Annotated in this window: 10 protein-coding genes; 3 read left to right on the forward strand and 7 right to left on the reverse strand. The window is 60.3% G+C overall.

Going from position 1 to position 17426, the window contains the following annotated elements; all coding sequences use genetic code 11:
• Window positions 1–51 precede the first annotated feature (51 nt).
• Window positions 52–8292 carry a beta-1,3-glucanase family protein gene (locus AC4HNJ_RS20045; RefSeq protein WP_490481380.1) on the forward strand — a complete coding sequence of 2747 codons (8241 nt, stop codon included), beginning with the start codon at window positions 52–54 and terminating at the stop codon, window positions 8290–8292.
• 121 nt (window positions 8293–8413) lie between these two features.
• Here AC4HNJ_RS20045 and AC4HNJ_RS20050 read toward each other — a convergent pair whose 3' ends face one another.
• The 3 genes from AC4HNJ_RS20050 to AC4HNJ_RS20060 form a co-directional block, all read right to left on the reverse strand.
• Window positions 8414–9160, reverse strand: a complete 747-nt coding sequence (locus tag AC4HNJ_RS20050) for an SDR family NAD(P)-dependent oxidoreductase (protein ID WP_490481381.1) — start codon at window positions 9158–9160, stop codon at window positions 8414–8416.
• Window positions 9161–9199: 39 nt separating this feature from the next.
• On the reverse strand, window positions 9200–9589 hold the full coding sequence (locus tag AC4HNJ_RS20055; protein WP_490481382.1) for a DUF427 domain-containing protein: 390 nt from the start codon (window positions 9587–9589) through the stop codon (window positions 9200–9202).
• Window positions 9590–9653: 64 nt separating this feature from the next.
• On the reverse strand, window positions 9654–10502 hold the full coding sequence (locus tag AC4HNJ_RS20060; RefSeq protein ID WP_490481383.1) for an alpha/beta fold hydrolase: 849 nt from the start codon (window positions 10500–10502) through the stop codon (window positions 9654–9656).
• A 174-nt stretch (window positions 10503–10676) separates the two neighbouring features.
• On the opposite strand from AC4HNJ_RS20060, the gene AC4HNJ_RS20065 reads away from it, so the two are divergent.
• Window positions 10677–11570 carry a LysR substrate-binding domain-containing protein gene (locus tag AC4HNJ_RS20065; protein ID WP_490481384.1) on the forward strand — a complete coding sequence of 298 codons (894 nt, stop codon included), beginning with the start codon at window positions 10677–10679 and terminating at the stop codon, window positions 11568–11570.
• Between the two features lie 2 nt (window positions 11571–11572).
• On the opposite strand, the gene hemN is transcribed toward AC4HNJ_RS20065, so the two are convergent.
• Window positions 11573–12973, reverse strand: a complete 1401-nt coding sequence (gene hemN / locus AC4HNJ_RS20070) for an oxygen-independent coproporphyrinogen III oxidase (protein ID WP_490481390.1) — start codon at window positions 12971–12973, stop codon at window positions 11573–11575.
• A gap of 111 nt (window positions 12974–13084) precedes the next feature.
• Between hemN and AC4HNJ_RS20075 the strand changes: the two genes are divergently transcribed.
• The gene (locus AC4HNJ_RS20075) at window positions 13085–13804 is read left to right on the forward strand and encodes a hypothetical protein (RefSeq protein ID WP_490481385.1); all 720 of its coding nucleotides are present in this window, start codon (window positions 13085–13087) and stop codon (window positions 13802–13804) included.
• A 258-nt stretch (window positions 13805–14062) separates the two neighbouring features.
• On the opposite strand, the gene AC4HNJ_RS20080 is transcribed toward AC4HNJ_RS20075, so the two are convergent.
• The 3 genes from AC4HNJ_RS20080 to AC4HNJ_RS20090 form a co-directional block, all read right to left on the reverse strand.
• A complete protein-coding gene (locus AC4HNJ_RS20080; protein ID WP_490481386.1) occupies window positions 14063–15118 on the reverse strand; it encodes a T6SS immunity protein Tli4 family protein in 1056 nt (351 codons plus the stop codon).
• A 26-nt stretch (window positions 15119–15144) separates the two neighbouring features.
• Window positions 15145–16209 carry a T6SS immunity protein Tli4 family protein gene (locus AC4HNJ_RS20085; protein ID WP_490481387.1) on the reverse strand — a complete coding sequence of 355 codons (1065 nt, stop codon included), beginning with the start codon at window positions 16207–16209 and terminating at the stop codon, window positions 15145–15147.
• 16 nt (window positions 16210–16225) lie between these two features.
• Window positions 16226–17426, reverse strand: a 1201-nt coding sequence (locus AC4HNJ_RS20090; protein ID WP_490481388.1) for an esterase/lipase family protein, incomplete at its 5' end; no start/stop codon positions are given.

Raw genomic sequence — 17426 nt, forward strand, 5'->3', positions numbered from 1 at the left:
GATAGCAAGCGTGACAGCTCCGCAAGAATAGGTGGCGCACGCTCATTCGCTATGGCGCTGCTCGCACTGCTGGCTTTGGTGAGCGGCCGTTACGCGCACGCCCAACAGGTGGAGCCGACGCTGCCCATCTCGCAACGGCAAACGATCAACCTCGCGGCAGGCGTTCCCCAATACATTGGCGACGCAAGCTCGACGTCGGATGCGCCGCAGAGCAACTGGTGGTTCGAGAACAGCAATAATTCCACGGCCTATTCAACACCAGGCTTCGACGAGAGTTCCGACACCAGCGGCAACTGGATGCAAGTGGGCTTGCCCTACGATGCCAATATCCCGCGCACCTTCATCAATCAAACCTCTGGCGGTGGCCAAGGTTCTTTGACGGGTAACTTCAACTGGTACCGCTTGCACTTCAAGGTGGATCCGAAATACGCGGGCCAGAAATTCCTGTTGAAGCTTGAAGGCTCGCACACCGGCGTGCAGGTCTTTATCAACGGTACGCTGTTACCCGGTATCAGTGCGGTGGCTGCCGATGCGCAAGCAACGCACGTCGTGGGTTTCATCCCCGTCATTGTCGACCTGACGCCGTATATCGTTGCCGATGGCAAGACGGACAATGTCATCGCCGTCGACGTCTCGCGCGGCGCCCCATGGTTTGAGCAGCCCAACTTTTCCGGCGCATTCCGTTTTGGCCAGGCGATGGCGGGATTGTTCCGCAACGTCAAGCTGTACGTTACCAACCCGATTCATATCCCGCCGAACGTTTATTCGAACCAGAAGACCTGGGGCACCTATGTCGGAACGGTGTCCGAGGTTCCCGCTGCACAAGGCACGGCCACGGCTGCGTCGGCGATCGTCGATGTGCAAACCAATGTAGTGAATGAGACGGCGACGCCGCAGCAGGTCACGTTGACGACGCAGATCGTGGACGCCAAGGGCAACGTGGTAGTCACCGCGGCACCCGTCACGCAAACCGTGCCGGCCATGACGGCCAGTACGTTTCCATCCGGCGCCAAGCCGATGTTCGATCAGCAGATTACGGTGCCCAATCCAACATTGTGGTATCCGAACAATGCGACCTGTGGAACGCCGGCAGTGTTGTGCGGATCGCCTTATCTCTACAAGGTCTATCACATCGTCAGCGTCAACGGCGTCGTGGTCGATTCGACCCAGGACACGCTCGGCATTCGCACGATTACCTGGGATGCGAATTTCCCCTACTTCAACGGCCACGCTGTTTATCTATGGGGTGGATCGGGACGTTACGATTATCCTGGACTTGGCTCGTCGGTGCCCGACGAACAGGTATGGCGCGACATGGCGCAACTCGCGGCGCAAGGCGGCAACATCTACCGGCCTGGACACTCCACCAGCAGTGCAGAACTGGTGGCCGCCGCGGATGCGTACGGCATCATGATCGACCAGCCCAGCGGTGATGGCGAAGGATACTGGAACGCCAGCTCCAACCCCACGGCTGACGACCTGCAACTGAAACAAGAATTGCATCGCGACATGATCATCCGCGATCGCAGCCACCCATCGATACTCGATTGGGAGCGCGACAACGGCGGTATGAATGCGACGCTTGCCGACGAACTCGGAAGCATCGAGACCACGTGGGACAACATCAACCCGCGCGTCAGCGCCGATCGCACGTACAGCTCGTCATTTGGATTGATCGACGAATGCGATGGAGCGGGCTGCGAGGTCGGAAACAAGCAGCAAAACCCGAACAGCCCGGCCTTCGGCGCCGAGTACTGGGACAACATGGGCACGGGTCGCGGCCTTGCCTACGATTATCAGCTTGCGTTTGCCGCGCCGTATCTGGATGACTGGCGGCGTGGACGGGCGGCCAACGCCTTCGGCATGGCGCAATGGTATTTCGCCGAATCGCCGGGCGAAGTCAGTCTTTGGGCGGAGTATCAGAACCAGCCCAACATGGTGAATTTCGTACGTTCGCTGGGTTACTCCTCGACCGATGCGAACCGCTTCCCGCGTTTGCTCTATTACATCTATCAAGCCAACTGGATTCCGTATTCGGTCAAGCCGGTGGTGCACCTGGCACATCATTGGAACCGTGCCTACGAATACACGACCGGCACGCCGATTCAGGAAAATGCGTTCAGCAATTGTCCGGGCGTGCGCTTGCTCATCAACGGGGTTCCCAACGATCCGGTGACGGGCGCACCGTTGCCGGACCAGACGCCCAATCCGTGGAATATCAATTCCAGCTCGAATCTGACGCAGAACACTACGGTGATGCCGGCGCAGGTGCACTGGATGGTGAACTGGGCGCCCGGTACCGTCACCGCGCAATGCCTAGATCAGAATGGCAATCCAGTGGCGGGCGTCAGCGACACGCGAACCACTGCAGGGCCGGAAGCCAAGATTGTGCTGAGTGTCGTGCCTGATCTGACCAAGCCGGACGGCACGAGTTTCGAGTGGAAAGCAAACGGTTCGGATGCTGCGTTTGTCGTCGCTAAAGTGGAAGATGCCAACGGCAATCTCGTGCCGACCGCGGCCGACAACGTGACGTTCTCTGTCACCGGACCGGCCACCTACATGGGTGGCACGCAGCAGCTGGTTGCCGATCCTTCATGGACCAATGACTACCAGGACGCGTTCTCCGAAGCGCACGCCAATGACATTGCAGGACTGCCTTACGCGTTCTTCCATTCGCCCGGCGATCCGGAGCTGAACTTCGAAGGCGGCTTGCAGAAGATCGCGTTGCGCAGCACGTTTACGCCGGGAACCGTCACGGTCACGGCCAGCGCGCCAGGTCTGCAAAGCGATAGCGTGACGTTGACGTCGGTCGCACCGCCGGCTCCTTTGCAATCGCAGGCGCCGGTCATCATCGTTCCGCCTGTCGATGAAGCCACGACCTCAGGCTATCCGGCAACCTTCAGTGTTGTCGCTTCCGGCTCGGGCACGCTCACGTACCAATGGTCCGATGTGCACGGTCCGATTGCCGGCGCCACCGGCGCCACATACACCACGCCTGCAACGACGGCCAACGACAACGGCGACAGTTACACGGTGACCGTCACCAGCAGCTACGGCACGGTGACATCGACGCCAGTCTCGCTCAGCGTCGATGCCCCCGCCGAGGTGGACATCACCACGCAACCCGCATCGCAAGGGATAGTGGCCGGGGAGTCGGCCACGTTGACGGTGGTGGCGACGGGATCGCCGACACTCACGTATCAGTGGTATCAGGTAGGCTCGGGCGCCATTGCCGGCGCCACCCAGGCGTCTTACACCACGCCGGTGTTTACCGCGGCGGAAAGCGCGAGTTTCTATGTCGTGGTCACCAACGCGCTCGGTTCGCTTCAGTCCACCACCGCTGTGGTGACCGTGGGCGCCGCCACGGCGGTGTCCTTTACCACGCAACCTGCCAACGCCATCGTGCCGGTCAACGAGCCGCTTCAGCTGACGGCTGTGGTGGCCGGCTCTCCGCCATATACCTATCAATGGCAGTTCACGCCGCCGGGAGGTTCCGCCACCATTCTCACCAGCGGGACACAGCAGTCGAACACACTCACCTATACGATTCCGGCCGTGAGTGCCGCGAATGTCGGCACCTATGCGGTGACGGTGAATAATGCCGCCAGCGCGCCCGCCACCAGTAACGCGGCCAGCATCACGCTCGCTCCGCCGGGCGTCAATCTGGCGTTGAACGCGGTTGCGACTTCCAGCAGCACGCAAAACGCTTGCAACGATGGCACGACTTCGCCGCCGTACTCGGGCACGAATTGCCTCGGTCCGGAGAATGCGGTCGACGGCAATCTTTCGTCGCGCTGGGGTTCGGCAACCGCCAATGCACCACCTACACCTGCTGTGCCTGGTGTCGATCCTTCATGGCTACAGGTCGACCTGGGCTCGCTGCAGTCGTTCAACACGGTCATCATCAACTGGGAAAACGCCTACGCGACGCAGTACCAGATCCTTTATACCGATGCCGATCCGGCGACCAACCCGACCTGGAAGGTGGCCTACACCAACAACGCCGGTGCAGGCGGAACGGAAACGCTCACTTTCCCGACGGTAAGCGGTCGCTATATCCGGTTGCAGGGCATCCAGCGCGCGACGCAATACGGCTATTCGGTCTACGAGTTCCAGGTCTACAACGTATCGCAGTGCGGCGGCGCGACGGAGCGGTATACCGTCAATGCCTCGAATGCGAGCTTGGTGAAGGACAACCTCACCGGCCTGACCTGGACGCGCACCGTCATGACGGACACGACGCCGGGTTCGCAGTTCACCGGCGTCAATGCGCAGAGCTATTGCGCAGGCATCAATATGCGCGTGCCCACGCAATCCGAAGCACAAAGCATCGGCGGCGTGAACAATGCCACCTGCGCCTTCTCGGGCACGTGGAGCACCTGGACATCGACAGTCGATCCGAATGATGACTCGAAGTCGGCGGTGGTGAGCTTCGACGGTACGTCGGCTTATCAAGTCACCAACAATTATCCGGGCGCCACGTTGTGTACTTCCGGCACCGATGCTGGCGCAGCGCCCACCATTACGACGCAGCCCGTCAACCAGTCCGTTACCCTCGGGCAGACGGCAAGCTTCAGCGTGACGGCGACTGGCCTTGGCAGCTTGAGTTACCAATGGTCCAAGAACGGAAGTCCCATCGCCGGGGCCACTTCCGCCAGCTATACGACGCCGGCTACCACGGCCGCCGATGATGGCGCAGTGTTCACCGTGGCGATCGGCGATGTGTTTGGCAGCATCACCAGCAACATGGCCAAACTGGCCGTACTGCAGAACAGCTGCACCGCTGTTCCAAGCGTGCCAGGTGCACTGAGCGCTACCGCCAACAGCGCCGCTCAGGTGAGCCTGGTGTGGGGCGCGAGCACGGCAGGAAGCGGCTGCACGGTCGGCTACAACGTCTATCGCGGCACGGCTGCCGGTTTCGTTCCTTCCAATGCGAACCTGGTCACCACCACGGCGGGAACGACGTATTCGGATACGAGCGTGGCACCTGCTGCCACCTATTACTACATCGTCGAGGCCACGGATGCAGTGGGTGCCTCCGCGGCATCCAACACCGCCACGGCCACCACCCCCGTCTCTACCTGCACGACTAACTGCAGCAGTCCGGATGCCATTGCGATCAGTGCCGGCGGTCCGGGTGCCGGTTACTTCGCTGCCGATGAAGATTTCGATGGCGGTACGGCGTCCGGCAGCAATGCGACGATCAATATCAACGGTGTGACCAATCCTGCACCGCAGTCGGTCTACCAGAATCAACGCTTCGGCAACTTCAGCTATACGCTTCCTGGTTTGACGCCAGGCGCCAATTACGTGGTGCGCCTGCACTTCGACGAGTTTTATTGGACGCAACCGGGACAGCGCGTCTTCAACGTCAGCATCAACGGCACGCAAGTGCTGACCAACTTCGATGTCTTTGCGGCGGCTGGCGGCCAGGATGTGGCGATCGCCGAGCAGTTTGCGGCGACCGCCAACGCGCAGGGGCAAATCGTTCTTCAATTCACGTCAGTCAAAGACAATGCCGAAGTCAACGGCATTGAAATCCAAGCGGCGACGACCACGAACACGCCGCCTAACGCACCGTCGAATCTGACCGCAACGGTAGCCTCCTCCAGCCAGATCAACCTGAGCTGGACGGCCTCCGCGACCTCAGGCGTGACATACACGGTCTTCCGCAATGGAACGGCGGTGAGCCAGGGCCTGACCGGAACCACCTACAACGACAGTGGCCTGACATCGGCCGCGACGTATTCCTACACGATCGAAGCGGTCGATCCGGCGGGGACTTCGATGGCCTCGAACACTGCCACGGCCACCACGTTCAATGTCGACTGCGTGTCCGGATGCGGTGCGGATGTGCTGGCGATCAGCGCGGGCGGCCCTGCCGCGGGTTCCTACGTCGCGGATGAAGATTTCAACGGCGGCGGGACATCGGGCACTGGTGCAACGATCAACCTCTCGGGGGTGACGAATGCCGCGCCCCAATCGGTTTACCAGCACCAGCGTTCGGGCAACACCTTCAGCTATACGCTTCCCGGCCTGACGCCGGGGGCCAGCTACGTGGTGCGCCTGCATTTCGATGAGTTCTATTGGACCAAGCCGGGGCAGCGGGTGTTCAACGTCAGCCTCAACGGTACGCAAGTGCTGAGCAACTTCGACATCATCGCCACAGCCGGAGGACAGGACATCGCGATCGTCGAACCATTTACGACGACCGCCAACGCGCAAGGGCAGATCGTGCTGCAGTTCACCACGATCACCGACAATGCCGAGATCAACGGCATCGAAGTGGTCTCCGCTCCGATCAGTTCGCCAGGCAGCCTGACGGCGACAGCCGTTTCCGCCAGCCAGATCAATGTGAGCTGGACGGCTTCCTCAGCGCCCAACGTGGTCTACGACATCTTCCGCAGCACTACGTCCGGCTTCACCCCTTCCAGTGCGAATCAAATCGCCACGGCAACCGACGCCAGTTATTCGGATACCGGCCTTGCCTTGAACACGACCTACTACTACGTGGTCGAGGCTTCCAATGCGTCCGGTACGTCAGCGCCGACAGCGCAAGCCAGTGCCAGCACGATGGCGCTTCCGCTTGCGCCCACGAACCTGACGGCGACATCCGCTTCCGCCAGCGAGGTCGATCTGAGCTGGACGGCATCGGCAACCTCCGGCGTGACGTACACGGTCATGCGTAACGGTGCCGTCGTGGCGAATGGCCTGGCGGCTACCTCTTATGACGACACCGGCTTGGTCGCCTCGACCGCCTACTCGTACACCGTCGAGGCCGTCGATGCAGCTGGCGCGTCGCCGGCATCGAACACCGCGCTTACCACCACCCCCGCCGCGGGATCGACCCCGGTGACCGCGCCCGCGATTACCACCTCGCCCAGCAATCAGACCGTCACCATCGGACGCACCGCGACCTTCGCCGTGGTCGCCAGCGGCGGCTCGCTGACGTATCAGTGGTACAAGAACAACGCGGCTATCGCGGGAGCCACCAGTGCCAGTTACACCACACCGGGAACCACCGCGGACGACAACACGGCCAACTTCACCGTGACGGTCAGCAACTCGGCTGGTTCTCAGACCTCTTCGGCGGCCACGTTGAGCGTCAATCTTTCGCCCAGCTATACGGTCGTTCCCGGCTTCATCGTCACCGACCTCAACAACAACACCAACGGCGCATGGCCGGACAACCAGATCTATGTCGAGATCCTCGGCAACGACCCGGTTACCGGCGCGCTTTCCTGGGTCAACTACGACGGTACCGTGACGCCGGCGAGCGTGTCGGACAACACCGCTGCCAATGCACTGACCGGACCGAACGGACAGACCTATCCCAACTATGCGTTCACGCTTGCGCAGAGCAACCATCAGCTCAAGCTGCCGCCGCTGACCTCCGGGCGCATCTACATTTCGGAAGGCAGCCCGTTGTATATGCCGATCGTGGCAGGCGCTAACGGTGGCAACGACGGTTACGCCGGTCCCAACCCACTCAATAACACCGATCCCAACCTCAACGTTCACTACGATTGGTACGAGTTCAACTACGCCGCGAACGGGGGCATCTACATCAATACCACCCAGGTCAATCAGTTCGGTTTGCCGCTGCTGTTGGACGTGTGGGGTTCCAACGAAACCTTCCATATGCAGGTGGGTATCAACGAATCGATCACGGATCTCGACCAGGAATACATCAGCCAGACACCCGCGGCGTTCCACACGCCTGCGCCGGACAGCTTGCGCATCCTTTCGCCGGCGGAGACCACCTTCAACGCGGGAGGGGCCAACGGCAACTACTTCGATAGTTACATCGCGAGTGCCTGGGCTCAGTACAGCGCCACGCCTCTGACATTGACCGTCAGCGGACGCCAGTTCACCGGCACCGCCTCCGGGTCGACCATCACCTTTACCGAGGTCAATCCGGACACAGCCCATGTCGGCGAGGTGTTCGTGGTGCAGAAGCCGTCCACGCAGGATGTGCTGGAATGCGCCGGGACGATGGCGACGGGCGTAGCAGGGAGTACGCCGCAACAGCAGGATGAGAACGCCATACAGCTGCAGCTGGAAAACCAGATCTGTGCGGCGACGAATCGTGGCGTCCTGCTCAATCCCGCGAACTGGGCGAATGCCTCGACCTATTACTCATCTTCCACCGCCAACTTCTACTCGCAGTTCTGGCACCAGCACTCCGTCGGAGGACTGGCCTACGGCTTCTCGTACGACGACAACAACAACCAGAGCACCACCATCACGACGCAACAGCCGGAACATATGGCGTTCGGCATCGGCTGGTAGCGTCCTGGAGCGATACGCGGTCTGATCAAGCTATAGAGAGACCCGTTATCCATCCTGCCGGATCAGTCCGGCAGGATGGATGCGAGGGTAGGCGGTTAGGCCCAAGCGCTGCACACGATCCTTACAGTTTCGAACCGCCATCCACCTGCAGCACGTCGCCGGTGATCCAGCGAGCTTCATCCGAGGCGAGGAAGGTCACGGCACCGGCGATGTCTTCCGGTTGCGCAATACGCTTGAGCGCCTGTATGCCGAGCGCCATATTGCGGCCTTCTTCCGTCTTGGTGAAATTGGACATGTCCGTTTCCACAATGCCGGGTGCTACCGCATTGACGCGGATGCCGCGCGTACCGAGCGTCGCCGCAAATTGCCGCACCAGCGTATCGACGGCACCTTTGGTCGACGCGTAGGCGGAAAGGTTGTTCACCGCCGCGCGGGCGGCAAGCGAAGAGGTGAAGATGATGCTGCTTCCTTCTGTCAGGGCAGGCAGCAGTTGCTGCACCAGGAAGAACGGCGCACGCACATTGATCGCGAACAGGCGGTCGAAGTCTTCGAGCGTGGTGTCTTCGATCGTCGCAGCCTTGGACACGCCGGCATTGGCCACCAGGATATCCAGGCGATCGCCGATGATGCTGCGCACGTGTTTGGCCAGTTCGTGCGGTCCGTGGGGTGTGCTTAGATCGGCGCCGATTTTTTCGGCGCGACCGCCTGCCTTGCGGATTTCCTCGACCACCGTATCGGCTTCGTTTTGCGCGTTGCCGTAGTGGACCAGTACCTGTGCGCCAGCCTTGGCTAGTGCCAGCGCCGCTGCGCGTCCGATGCCGCGCGAAGCGCCCGTAACCAAGGCGGTTTTGCCAGTGAGACGGCTCATGAAAATTCTCCGGTTCCAATCAGGGTAAGTGGGTGGGGATCAGCGATCCGATACGTCAATGGCATCGACGCGATCGGGATAGAACGCCAGGTGTTCCTTGATCGCCGCGACGGCTTCGTAGGGATGCTCATAAGTCCATACCGCATGGGTGCCGCGTTCGCCGGCACTGGGAATGCTGTAATAGGCGCATTCGCCCTTGTAAGGGCAGTACGTAGCGTGATCGGTGCGAGCAAGCAGCGACATGTCGGCATCCTTGCGCGGGATGTAATACACCGCGGGATAGTTCGCTTCTTTCAAGACGAGTGCATCGCGCGTATCCGCCACGCTGCGTCCGGCGACCTTGATGACGACATGCTGCGTGCTTCGTTCGATGCTGATGGGGTGATCGGGGCCAGGTTGCTTGACGGTTCTCGTAGGTGAGGGGCTCATGAGCTTGTCTCCGGTGTCGTAACGTGATGGGTGATGTTGGGGGCGTTGCGCTTCGACGCGGCCCTTATTGCGCAAGAAACATCGAAACGTGCTGGACGAAAAGTTCCGGATACTGGTACTGCGCACCGTGATTGGCATCCGGGTACAAAATCAGCTGCGCATTCGGAATGTGCTGCTGCAAGAGGTAAGAGTTGATGGTGTAGATGATGACGTCGCTGCTGCCATTGATGACCAGCGTTGGCTGGGTGATGGCGTTGAGGTAGTCGTACGGGTTCTCGCGCGGCGCGCCCCATTTGGATAAGGCTTCGACTTGCGCGGGAGCCACCTTTTCGTTGACGTCCGGATCGCGATCCTGCGTGCGCGTGCGGAAGCGCTTCAGAAAGGCGCGACCGGCGGCCTGGCTGGCTTCCGAGTCGGTGAAAAATACTTTCAGCCATACATGATCGGGCTCGTCATAGCTGGCGCCGAAGATGCGTTGCGCTTCCGGTGTCAGCGAGGCCATGCCTTCGCCGCTGCGCGGGCCGGTGCCGACCAGAATCAATTTGCGCACCCACTGCGGTTCTTGCAGGGTCAGTGCCTGGGCCACCAATCCGCCGAGCGAAAAGCCCAGTACATCAACCTGCGTCAGGCCCAGCGCCTGGATGAAAGCAGCCGCATTCGCCGCCATGCCTTCGATGGTGGTGGGTACCTCTCCGGAGGTGCTGGCGATGCCGGCGTTGTTGAACAGGATCACTTCGCGATCCTTGGCGAAACCATCGGTGATAGCGGGGTCCCAGTGGTCCATGGTGCCGGTGAAGTGCATGTTCAAGACCAGCGGCACGCCGCCGGCTTTGCCGAACCGGCGATAGGCGAAGCGAATGCCATGGGCTTCCACGTACTGGGTCGGAACGGTCTGGTGGGTGTAGGTGTTCATGGGGGGCTCCTGGATCGGGGTCGGTCGGGGACGTGCCATGGTCTGTTCAACTTTTCAGGTATCGGCAGCGCGCGGCCCGTCTCGGCATGGGCACAATCTAGGCCTTGCTGGCGCGCATGAAAAAGACTTTGTAAGCTGGCGGGCATGCCTTGAAGGCATGGCTTGGAGATGTCGGTGGAGCTGCGCCATCTGCGGTATTTCATAGCAGTCGCCGAAACCGGCAGCCTCACGGAGGCGGCCGAGCGGCGCTTGCATACCTCACAGCCTTCGCTCAGCCGGCAGATCAAGGATCTGGAAGATCAGGTGGGCGTGGAGCTGCTGGTGCGCAGCGCGCGCGGTGTCGTGCTCACCGAAGCAGGCAAAGTCTTTTTCGATCACGCGCGGATGGTGCTGAGCCAGGTGGATGCCGGCATCGACGCGGCGCGCAAAGCCGCGCAACCGATCAAGCAACGTTTTGCGATGGGCTTTCTTACCGGCCAGGAAATGACCTGGCTACCGGAAGCGATGCGTCTTCTCCGCGCCGAGTTGCCGAATATCGACGTCACCGTTTCCAGCGATTATTCGCCGGATCTCGCCGAAGCCGTGATGCGCGGCAAGCTGGATATCGCTTTCCTGCGCGCCGAGCCGGACTACGATTTGACGTATCGGCCGGTGACGCAGGAACCGCTGGTCGTGCTGATGCCAAGCGATCATCGTTTGACTGCGCGCGAGAAGATCCGTCCCAAAGAGTTGGTAGGCGAGCCGTTTATCGGCATGGGCAACAAAGCGACGGTGTTGCGCGCGGTGATTGATGCTTATCTGCACGATGCCGGCGTGGAGATCACGCCCTGCCAGGTCGTCGACAACCCTGCCATGGTGATGTCGCTGGTAGCGTCGACGCGAGGCGTTACCTTGATCCCCGCCTATGTCCAAAACCTGATGCCGTGGTCAGTCGTGAGCCGTCCATTGGCGGGCCACGTACCCACGATCGACCTGGTCATCGGCTACCGCACATCGAATCACTCGCCGATCCTGAAACTGTTCCTCTCGCACGTGGACGAGTTGATTGCGCAGGTATCGAGCTCCTAGCACTAGATGGTTCGCGAGTAGCGTACCTGTTGCGGTTTGTTTCCCAGATAGGCATCGAAGCACATTGCGATGTTACGAAGCAGCAGCCGGCCGCGTGCCGTGACGCTTATTGTCCCGTGGTCGATGGTCACCAGGCCGTCCTCGGCCATGTGTTGCAGGCGATCGAGTTCGGAGGCGAAATACTCGCCGAACACCAGTCGATGCTTTTCGCCAAAGGCAGCCATGTCGATATGGCCGTGGCACATCAGCTGCCCGATCAGTTCACGACGAATCAGATCGTCCCGGTCCAGCATCAACCCGCGCACGATAGGTAAGCGACCGGCATCGAGTGCGGCGTAGTAATCCAGCAGTTCCTTGGCATTCTGGCTGTAGCTGTCGCCGACCCGGCTGATGGCGCTGGCGCCGAGGCCGAGGATGTCGCAGTCACCATGCGTGGAATAACCCTGGAAATTCCGCTGTAACGTGCCGGCGCGTTGCGCCTGTGCCAATTCGTCATCCGCACGCGCGAAGTGATCCATGCCGATGTACACGTAGCCGGCGTCGCCGAGGCGTCGCAGCGCGCACTGTAACAAGCGCAAGCGTGTAGCCGCATCGGGCAATTCATCGGCGTCGATCTGACGTTGCGCCTTGAACAGTGCCGGCATGTGCGCGTACGCATAGACGGCAACGCGATCGGGTGCGAGGGCGATCACTTCGGCTAAGGTCCGGTCAAAACCTGCTACGGTCTGGCGCGGCAATCCATAGATGAGATCCACGCTGATCGATTTGAACGTCGAGGCACGGGCCGTTGCCAGTATCTCGCGTGTTTGATCGATGTCCTGGATCCGGTTGACGGCCACTTGCACGTCGGGGTGGAAGTCCTGGATGCCGAGCGAAAGACGATTGAATCCCAGCGCGGCCAGACCGCGCACATAGTCGCCGCCGACGTGACGAGGATCGAGTTCGATGCCAAATTCGCGCTCTTGTGGCTGGGCGAAGCTGAAGCTTTCCGCAAGCGCCGTCATCACGGCCTGCATGCGAGAGAGGTCGAGGAAATTGGGCGTGCCGCCACCAAAGTGCAGTTGCCGTACCAGACGATCGCGATCGAAAAGATCGGCCGTGATAGCGATCTCGCGGCACAGGTGCTGCAAATAAGGATCGGCCTTGCTTCTATCGCGAGTGATGACGCGATGGCAGCCGCAATAGAAACACGGGCTCGAGCAAAAGGGGATGTGCAGATAAAGCGATAGCGGGCGTGGCGGCTGCGCCGTATGGGAAGCCTGGATAGCCGCGCGCAGAGCTGTTTCACCAAAGTCCTGCCGGAATTGCGGTACGGTGGGATAGCTGGTGTAGCGTGGACCGGCGTTGTCATAGCGGGCGACAAGGGCCGGATCGAATTCAGGCGGTTCGAGGATGGGATGCATGCCGCCAGTGTGAAAAACACTGTCGTGGAGAGCATTGATCAAGATCAAGCGACCCGTCCGCGCGCAGAACCTGTGTGGGAAGTGATGTCTCTGGCTGAGGAGGGGAGTGCAGTGAACCAACGTTTTCTGATGATCTACTCAGGGGTGCTTACCCTGGTATTCGCGGTTACCGTGCTGTGTGGCGCAGCGTCATGGTCCAGGCATTTGCAAGTGGATCAGCTGGATGTCCGCCGCATCAACCTGCGTGAACCCGACGGTACCTTGCGCATGGTCATTTCCGACAAGGCGGAATTCCCCGGCGCGATCGTGCGCGGCAAGGAATATCGGCATCCTCGCGCCGACGCGGGCATGTTGTTTTACAACGACGAAGGCACGGAAAACGGGGGCCTGATTTTCAGTGGCCACAAGGCGAAGAACGGCAAAGTCATCGACAGCGGCGGCAGCCTGACCTTCGATCAATACGAACAGGACCAGATCGTACAGCTGGTTGGAACGCACGATAGCGATGGACACCTCGCCGGCATGATCGTCACCGACCGGCCGGAGCATCGTCCTATCACGGAAGAACTGGCCGAGATGGCGCAGATCCGGAAACTGCCGGATGCACAACGTACGCTGTTAATGCAGCAACGCATCAAGTCGGGCTACTACGGTTCGACGCGCATCCGCGTGGTGCGCGGCAATGATGGCGATGCCGAAGTGGCCTTGTGCGATGGCCTGGGCCATCCCCGCCTGGTGATGGCGGTGGCCAAGGACGGTGCGGCGAGCCTGCGATTCCTGGATGAAAACGGCAAAGTGCTCAATCAGCTCACGCCTGCAAGCAAGCTGTAGCAAGTGAACATGCAATGTGCATTGCGTAAGACGACCGTACACGGGTCGTCGCTTTGGCCGTGTGCCGTGTCGCCACGTCATTCGCGATGGACTGTGCAACAGCAGCGGAGGCACCGTGCCGCGCCGGATACGGTCATTGCGCCGAAGGCATGAATATTCGTGAAAGCTTCGGCTTTTATGCCTTGGTCTGATCGGTCATGCGCGGCATCATGTAGAAGGAATCGAGTAGCCTCTGTAGCCATCCTCTTCCTGTCTGTGTCACACCGCTCCGGGACGAATGCGGATGCCCTGCAGCAACTGCTTCCACAGCGCCTTGGCGTCGGCATCGCTGGTGATGGTGGTCTGTCCCTGGTCCGTGGGCTGGATGGTCAGGTCGACTTCCATAAAGGGGCGCGTGACGTCGTTAGGCACGCCGTCAGCACTCCAGAAGAATTTGCGCATCTGCGTGTGAGGTACCACGTCGTAAGGAACGCTGAGCGCAATCTGGTAGCCGTGCTGGTCTGCTGCGGTCAGTTCGCCGCGTTCGAGTACATGCACATGGCTGACGCTGGCACGCAGGATGCCCAGCTCGCTATCCACGCGGAATTTCAAAGACGGTTCGTCCTTGTCCACCTGATCGATGGCGCTGGCATCGATGGTAAAGCGCACGTCCGGGTGATCGGTGAAGGTCACGACCAGGGTGAAGCCCTCCCGCACGGGCGGCTTGCCGGTGTCGGCGAACATGCCGCCTTCGACGCAGAAGCCGGGGCCATGAGGCAGCTCGCCGGAAGCGAGAGGTTGGAAGGCGGAGCCTGCTTTCCACAGTGCATTGCGAGTTGCTGGATAGCTATCCGCTCCAGTGTCAATAGTACTGAAAACATAATCTTTCGATCCCACCAACTTATGCAGCTCGGTTTTGACTCTGGGCGATAGTTCTGGTTCTGAGTGATAGCTAAGTAACACCTGCTGCAGGTGCGGATCAGTATTGAAACCAACCAATCGAGTGGCCGCATACAGCTTGTCCGGGTCGTATCCAGCTCTACGCCATGACCGATCATCCTCCGGTGTTCGAACCATACGAACAGCCTTGTATTCGTGGGCTCGTTCAACGAGTTGCTCCTCCAGCTTAGAGAAGGAGCCCACCCGCACAGGTGTCTCCGATTCCATCCACTGATAATTGGTGCTGATCGAGGCCTGTGCATCGGGCGGCAAATCGATCAGCAAACGGCCGATGCATAAAGGGGGCGTGGAAGAAGAGGGCATGGATGTTTGTCCGTACGCGGTGATGCTCGCTGCGGCAAAACACATCAGTGCCATGCGTGCAAGGCAATGCATCGGCCCTCTCCCTCGTCTTGCTGGCATCACACCGCTCCGGGACGAATGCGGATGCCTTGCAGCAACTGCTTCCACAGCGCCTTGGCGTCGGCATCGCTGGTGATGGTGGTCTGTCCCTGGTCCGTGGGCTGGATGGTCAGGTCGATTTCCATAAAGGGGCGTGTGACGTCGTTAGGCACGCCGTCAGCACTCCAGAAGAATTTGCGCATCTGCGTGTGGGGTACCACGTCGTTAGGAACGCTGAGGGCAATCTGGTAGCCGTGCTGGTCTGCTGCGGTCAGTTCGCCACGCTCAAGTACATGCACATGGCTGACGCTGGCACGCAGGATGCCCAGCTCGCTGTCCACGCGGAATTTCAACGACGGTTCGTCCTTGTCCACCTGATCGATGGCGCTGGCATCGATGGTAAAGCGCACGTCCGGGTGATCGGTGAAGGTCACCACCAGGGTGAAGCCCTCCCGCACGGGCGGCTTGCCGGTGTCGGCAAACATGCCGCCTTCGACGCAGAAGCCGGGGCCATGAGGCAGCTCGCCGGAAGCGAGGGGTTGGAAGGCGGAGCCTGCGGCCCACATAGTCTGTCGTATCTTTGGATAGCTATCGGCACCATCTCCCTTAATTTTGAAAATATAATCGCGTTGCTTAATTACTTTATGTAATTCGGTTAAAAGATCAATATTTTTAGGATTAGGTTGATAGCTAATTATTACTTGTTGCAATATCGAATCGCTGTTGAATCCGACCAGTTGAGTGGTAGCAAATAACTTATCAGGGTCAAGATCGGCTATGCGCCATGAGCGGTCTCCCTCCGGTGTTCGAACCATACGAACAGCCTTGTATTCGTGGGCTCGTTCAACGAGTTGTTCCTCCAGCTTGGAGAAGGAGCTCACCCGCACAGGCGTCTCCGATTCCATCCACTGATAATTGGTGCTGATCGATGCTTGTGCATCGGGCGGCAAATCGATCAGCAAACGGCCGACGCATAAAGGGGACGTAGAGGTTGGGGGCATGGATGTTTCTCCGTAAGCGTTGACACGTACCGTGGCAAGACAAGCCAGCGCGGCGAATAGCAGGGAATGCAGTGATCGTTTCATGGGTGATGTCTCGTGTTCATGGCGCTTTGGCCCGGCCCAGCAGCTTGCCGATGGCGTAGAGCGTGCACAGGCGCACGTCCTCATTGTCGTAGGCGGCCTGGTGTTCGAAGCCGCTAAGGCGGAAGCTCTGTTGCACCTTGTGGCCGCCTTGCCGGAAGGGGGCTTCTCCCGAGCAGGCGGGCACGGTTTCATCGCCGGGCTGCGGATAGCCGGCCTGCCTGGGATCGACGATGCGGAAGGTTTCGGTGCGGCGATCCGAAGGCGAGGCCACCTCCACCGGATTGCTGCCATGCTTCGGCGGCGCATTGACCAGTTCTGCCGGATCGAGCCAGGTGCTGCCGTTGTTGCGCCAGATCAGATCGCCATAAGCGGGATGTTTGTCGGCGTCCGCGCCGTAGTGCACATAGGTTTGGGGGTGATAGTACCAGCCAAGTGTTTGATGGAATGCTTGAACGTCGGTGATGTTCTTGTTGTATGTAGTCCATGCGTTCGCAAATTCATGGCTAGGATCAATCAACGCTGGATCGGTTAGTCGCCACCAAACATTCTTTTTCCGATAAATGTCATCGTACGGATTTGTCTCCGGCCACTGCAGCACCGGTTCCGTCTGCATCCCCTGCCGAACCTTCAGCCACTTCCGCTGGGCCGGATCGCCTTGATCGTTGTAGTACTGGTTGGGCAACAGTTCCATCGCGCCCGGCGAATTGGCAAACACCGCCGTGACCTGCGCGGCATTGCTTCCCAGCACCCAGCCGGAGATGCCGCCGTAACCGTTGCGGCAATGATGGTAGGCCGCAGCGGCGCCATTGGCCGGCATCTCGCCGTGCACGATGCCGAGCACCTTGTCTTCCAGCTGGCCGTAGGCCGGATGCAGCGCCGCGCGCGTGGTGAGCCCGCCCATCGAGTGGCTGACCAGGATGACCTGCTCGCAGCGGTAATCGCAGGCGGTCCGGTTATTCCAGAAGTCGATGATGTCCAGGACTTTCTGCGCCAGCGCCTTGCCGGAATCGGCATTGCTTTGCAGCCAGTTGTAGCCCAGCACATGCACCGGACAAAAGAAGTTGTCCCAGGCGTGGTCGGATTCCTCGGCGGTCAAGGGCTGGAAGGGTTTTTGCGCCTGCCAGGTCTGCTGCGCATGCGGACCGTCCACGAAGCCCTGCCATGGCGATACGTGACCGGGATGGTCGTCTTCGAAGACGGCGGTGGCCTCGTCTTTG

It is taken from the genome of Dyella sp. SYSU CM1112, assembly GCF_058216415.1.

What these genes read in the sequence shown, in the direction of transcription:
- AC4HNJ_RS20045 (WP_490481380.1), top strand. Translation starts at nt 52, where the DNA reads ATGGCGCTGCTCGCACTGCTGGCTTTGGTGAGCGGCCGTTACGCGCAC.
- AC4HNJ_RS20050 (WP_490481381.1), bottom strand. Translation starts at nt 9,160, where the DNA reads ATGAGCCGTCTCACTGGCAAAACCGCCTTGGTTACGGGCGCTTCGCGC.
- AC4HNJ_RS20055 (WP_490481382.1), bottom strand. Translation starts at nt 9,589, where the DNA reads ATGAGCCCCTCACCTACGAGAACCGTCAAGCAACCTGGCCCCGATCAC.
- AC4HNJ_RS20060 (WP_490481383.1), bottom strand. Translation starts at nt 10,502, where the DNA reads ATGAACACCTACACCCACCAGACCGTTCCGACCCAGTACGTGGAAGCC.
- hemN (WP_490481390.1), bottom strand. Translation starts at nt 12,973, where the DNA reads ATGCATCCCATCCTCGAACCGCCTGAATTCGATCCGGCCCTTGTCGCC.
- AC4HNJ_RS20080 (WP_490481386.1), bottom strand. Translation starts at nt 15,118, where the DNA reads ATGCATTGCCTTGCACGCATGGCACTGATGTGTTTTGCCGCAGCGAGC.
- AC4HNJ_RS20085 (WP_490481387.1), bottom strand. Translation starts at nt 16,209, where the DNA reads ATGAAACGATCACTGCATTCCCTGCTATTCGCCGCGCTGGCTTGTCTT.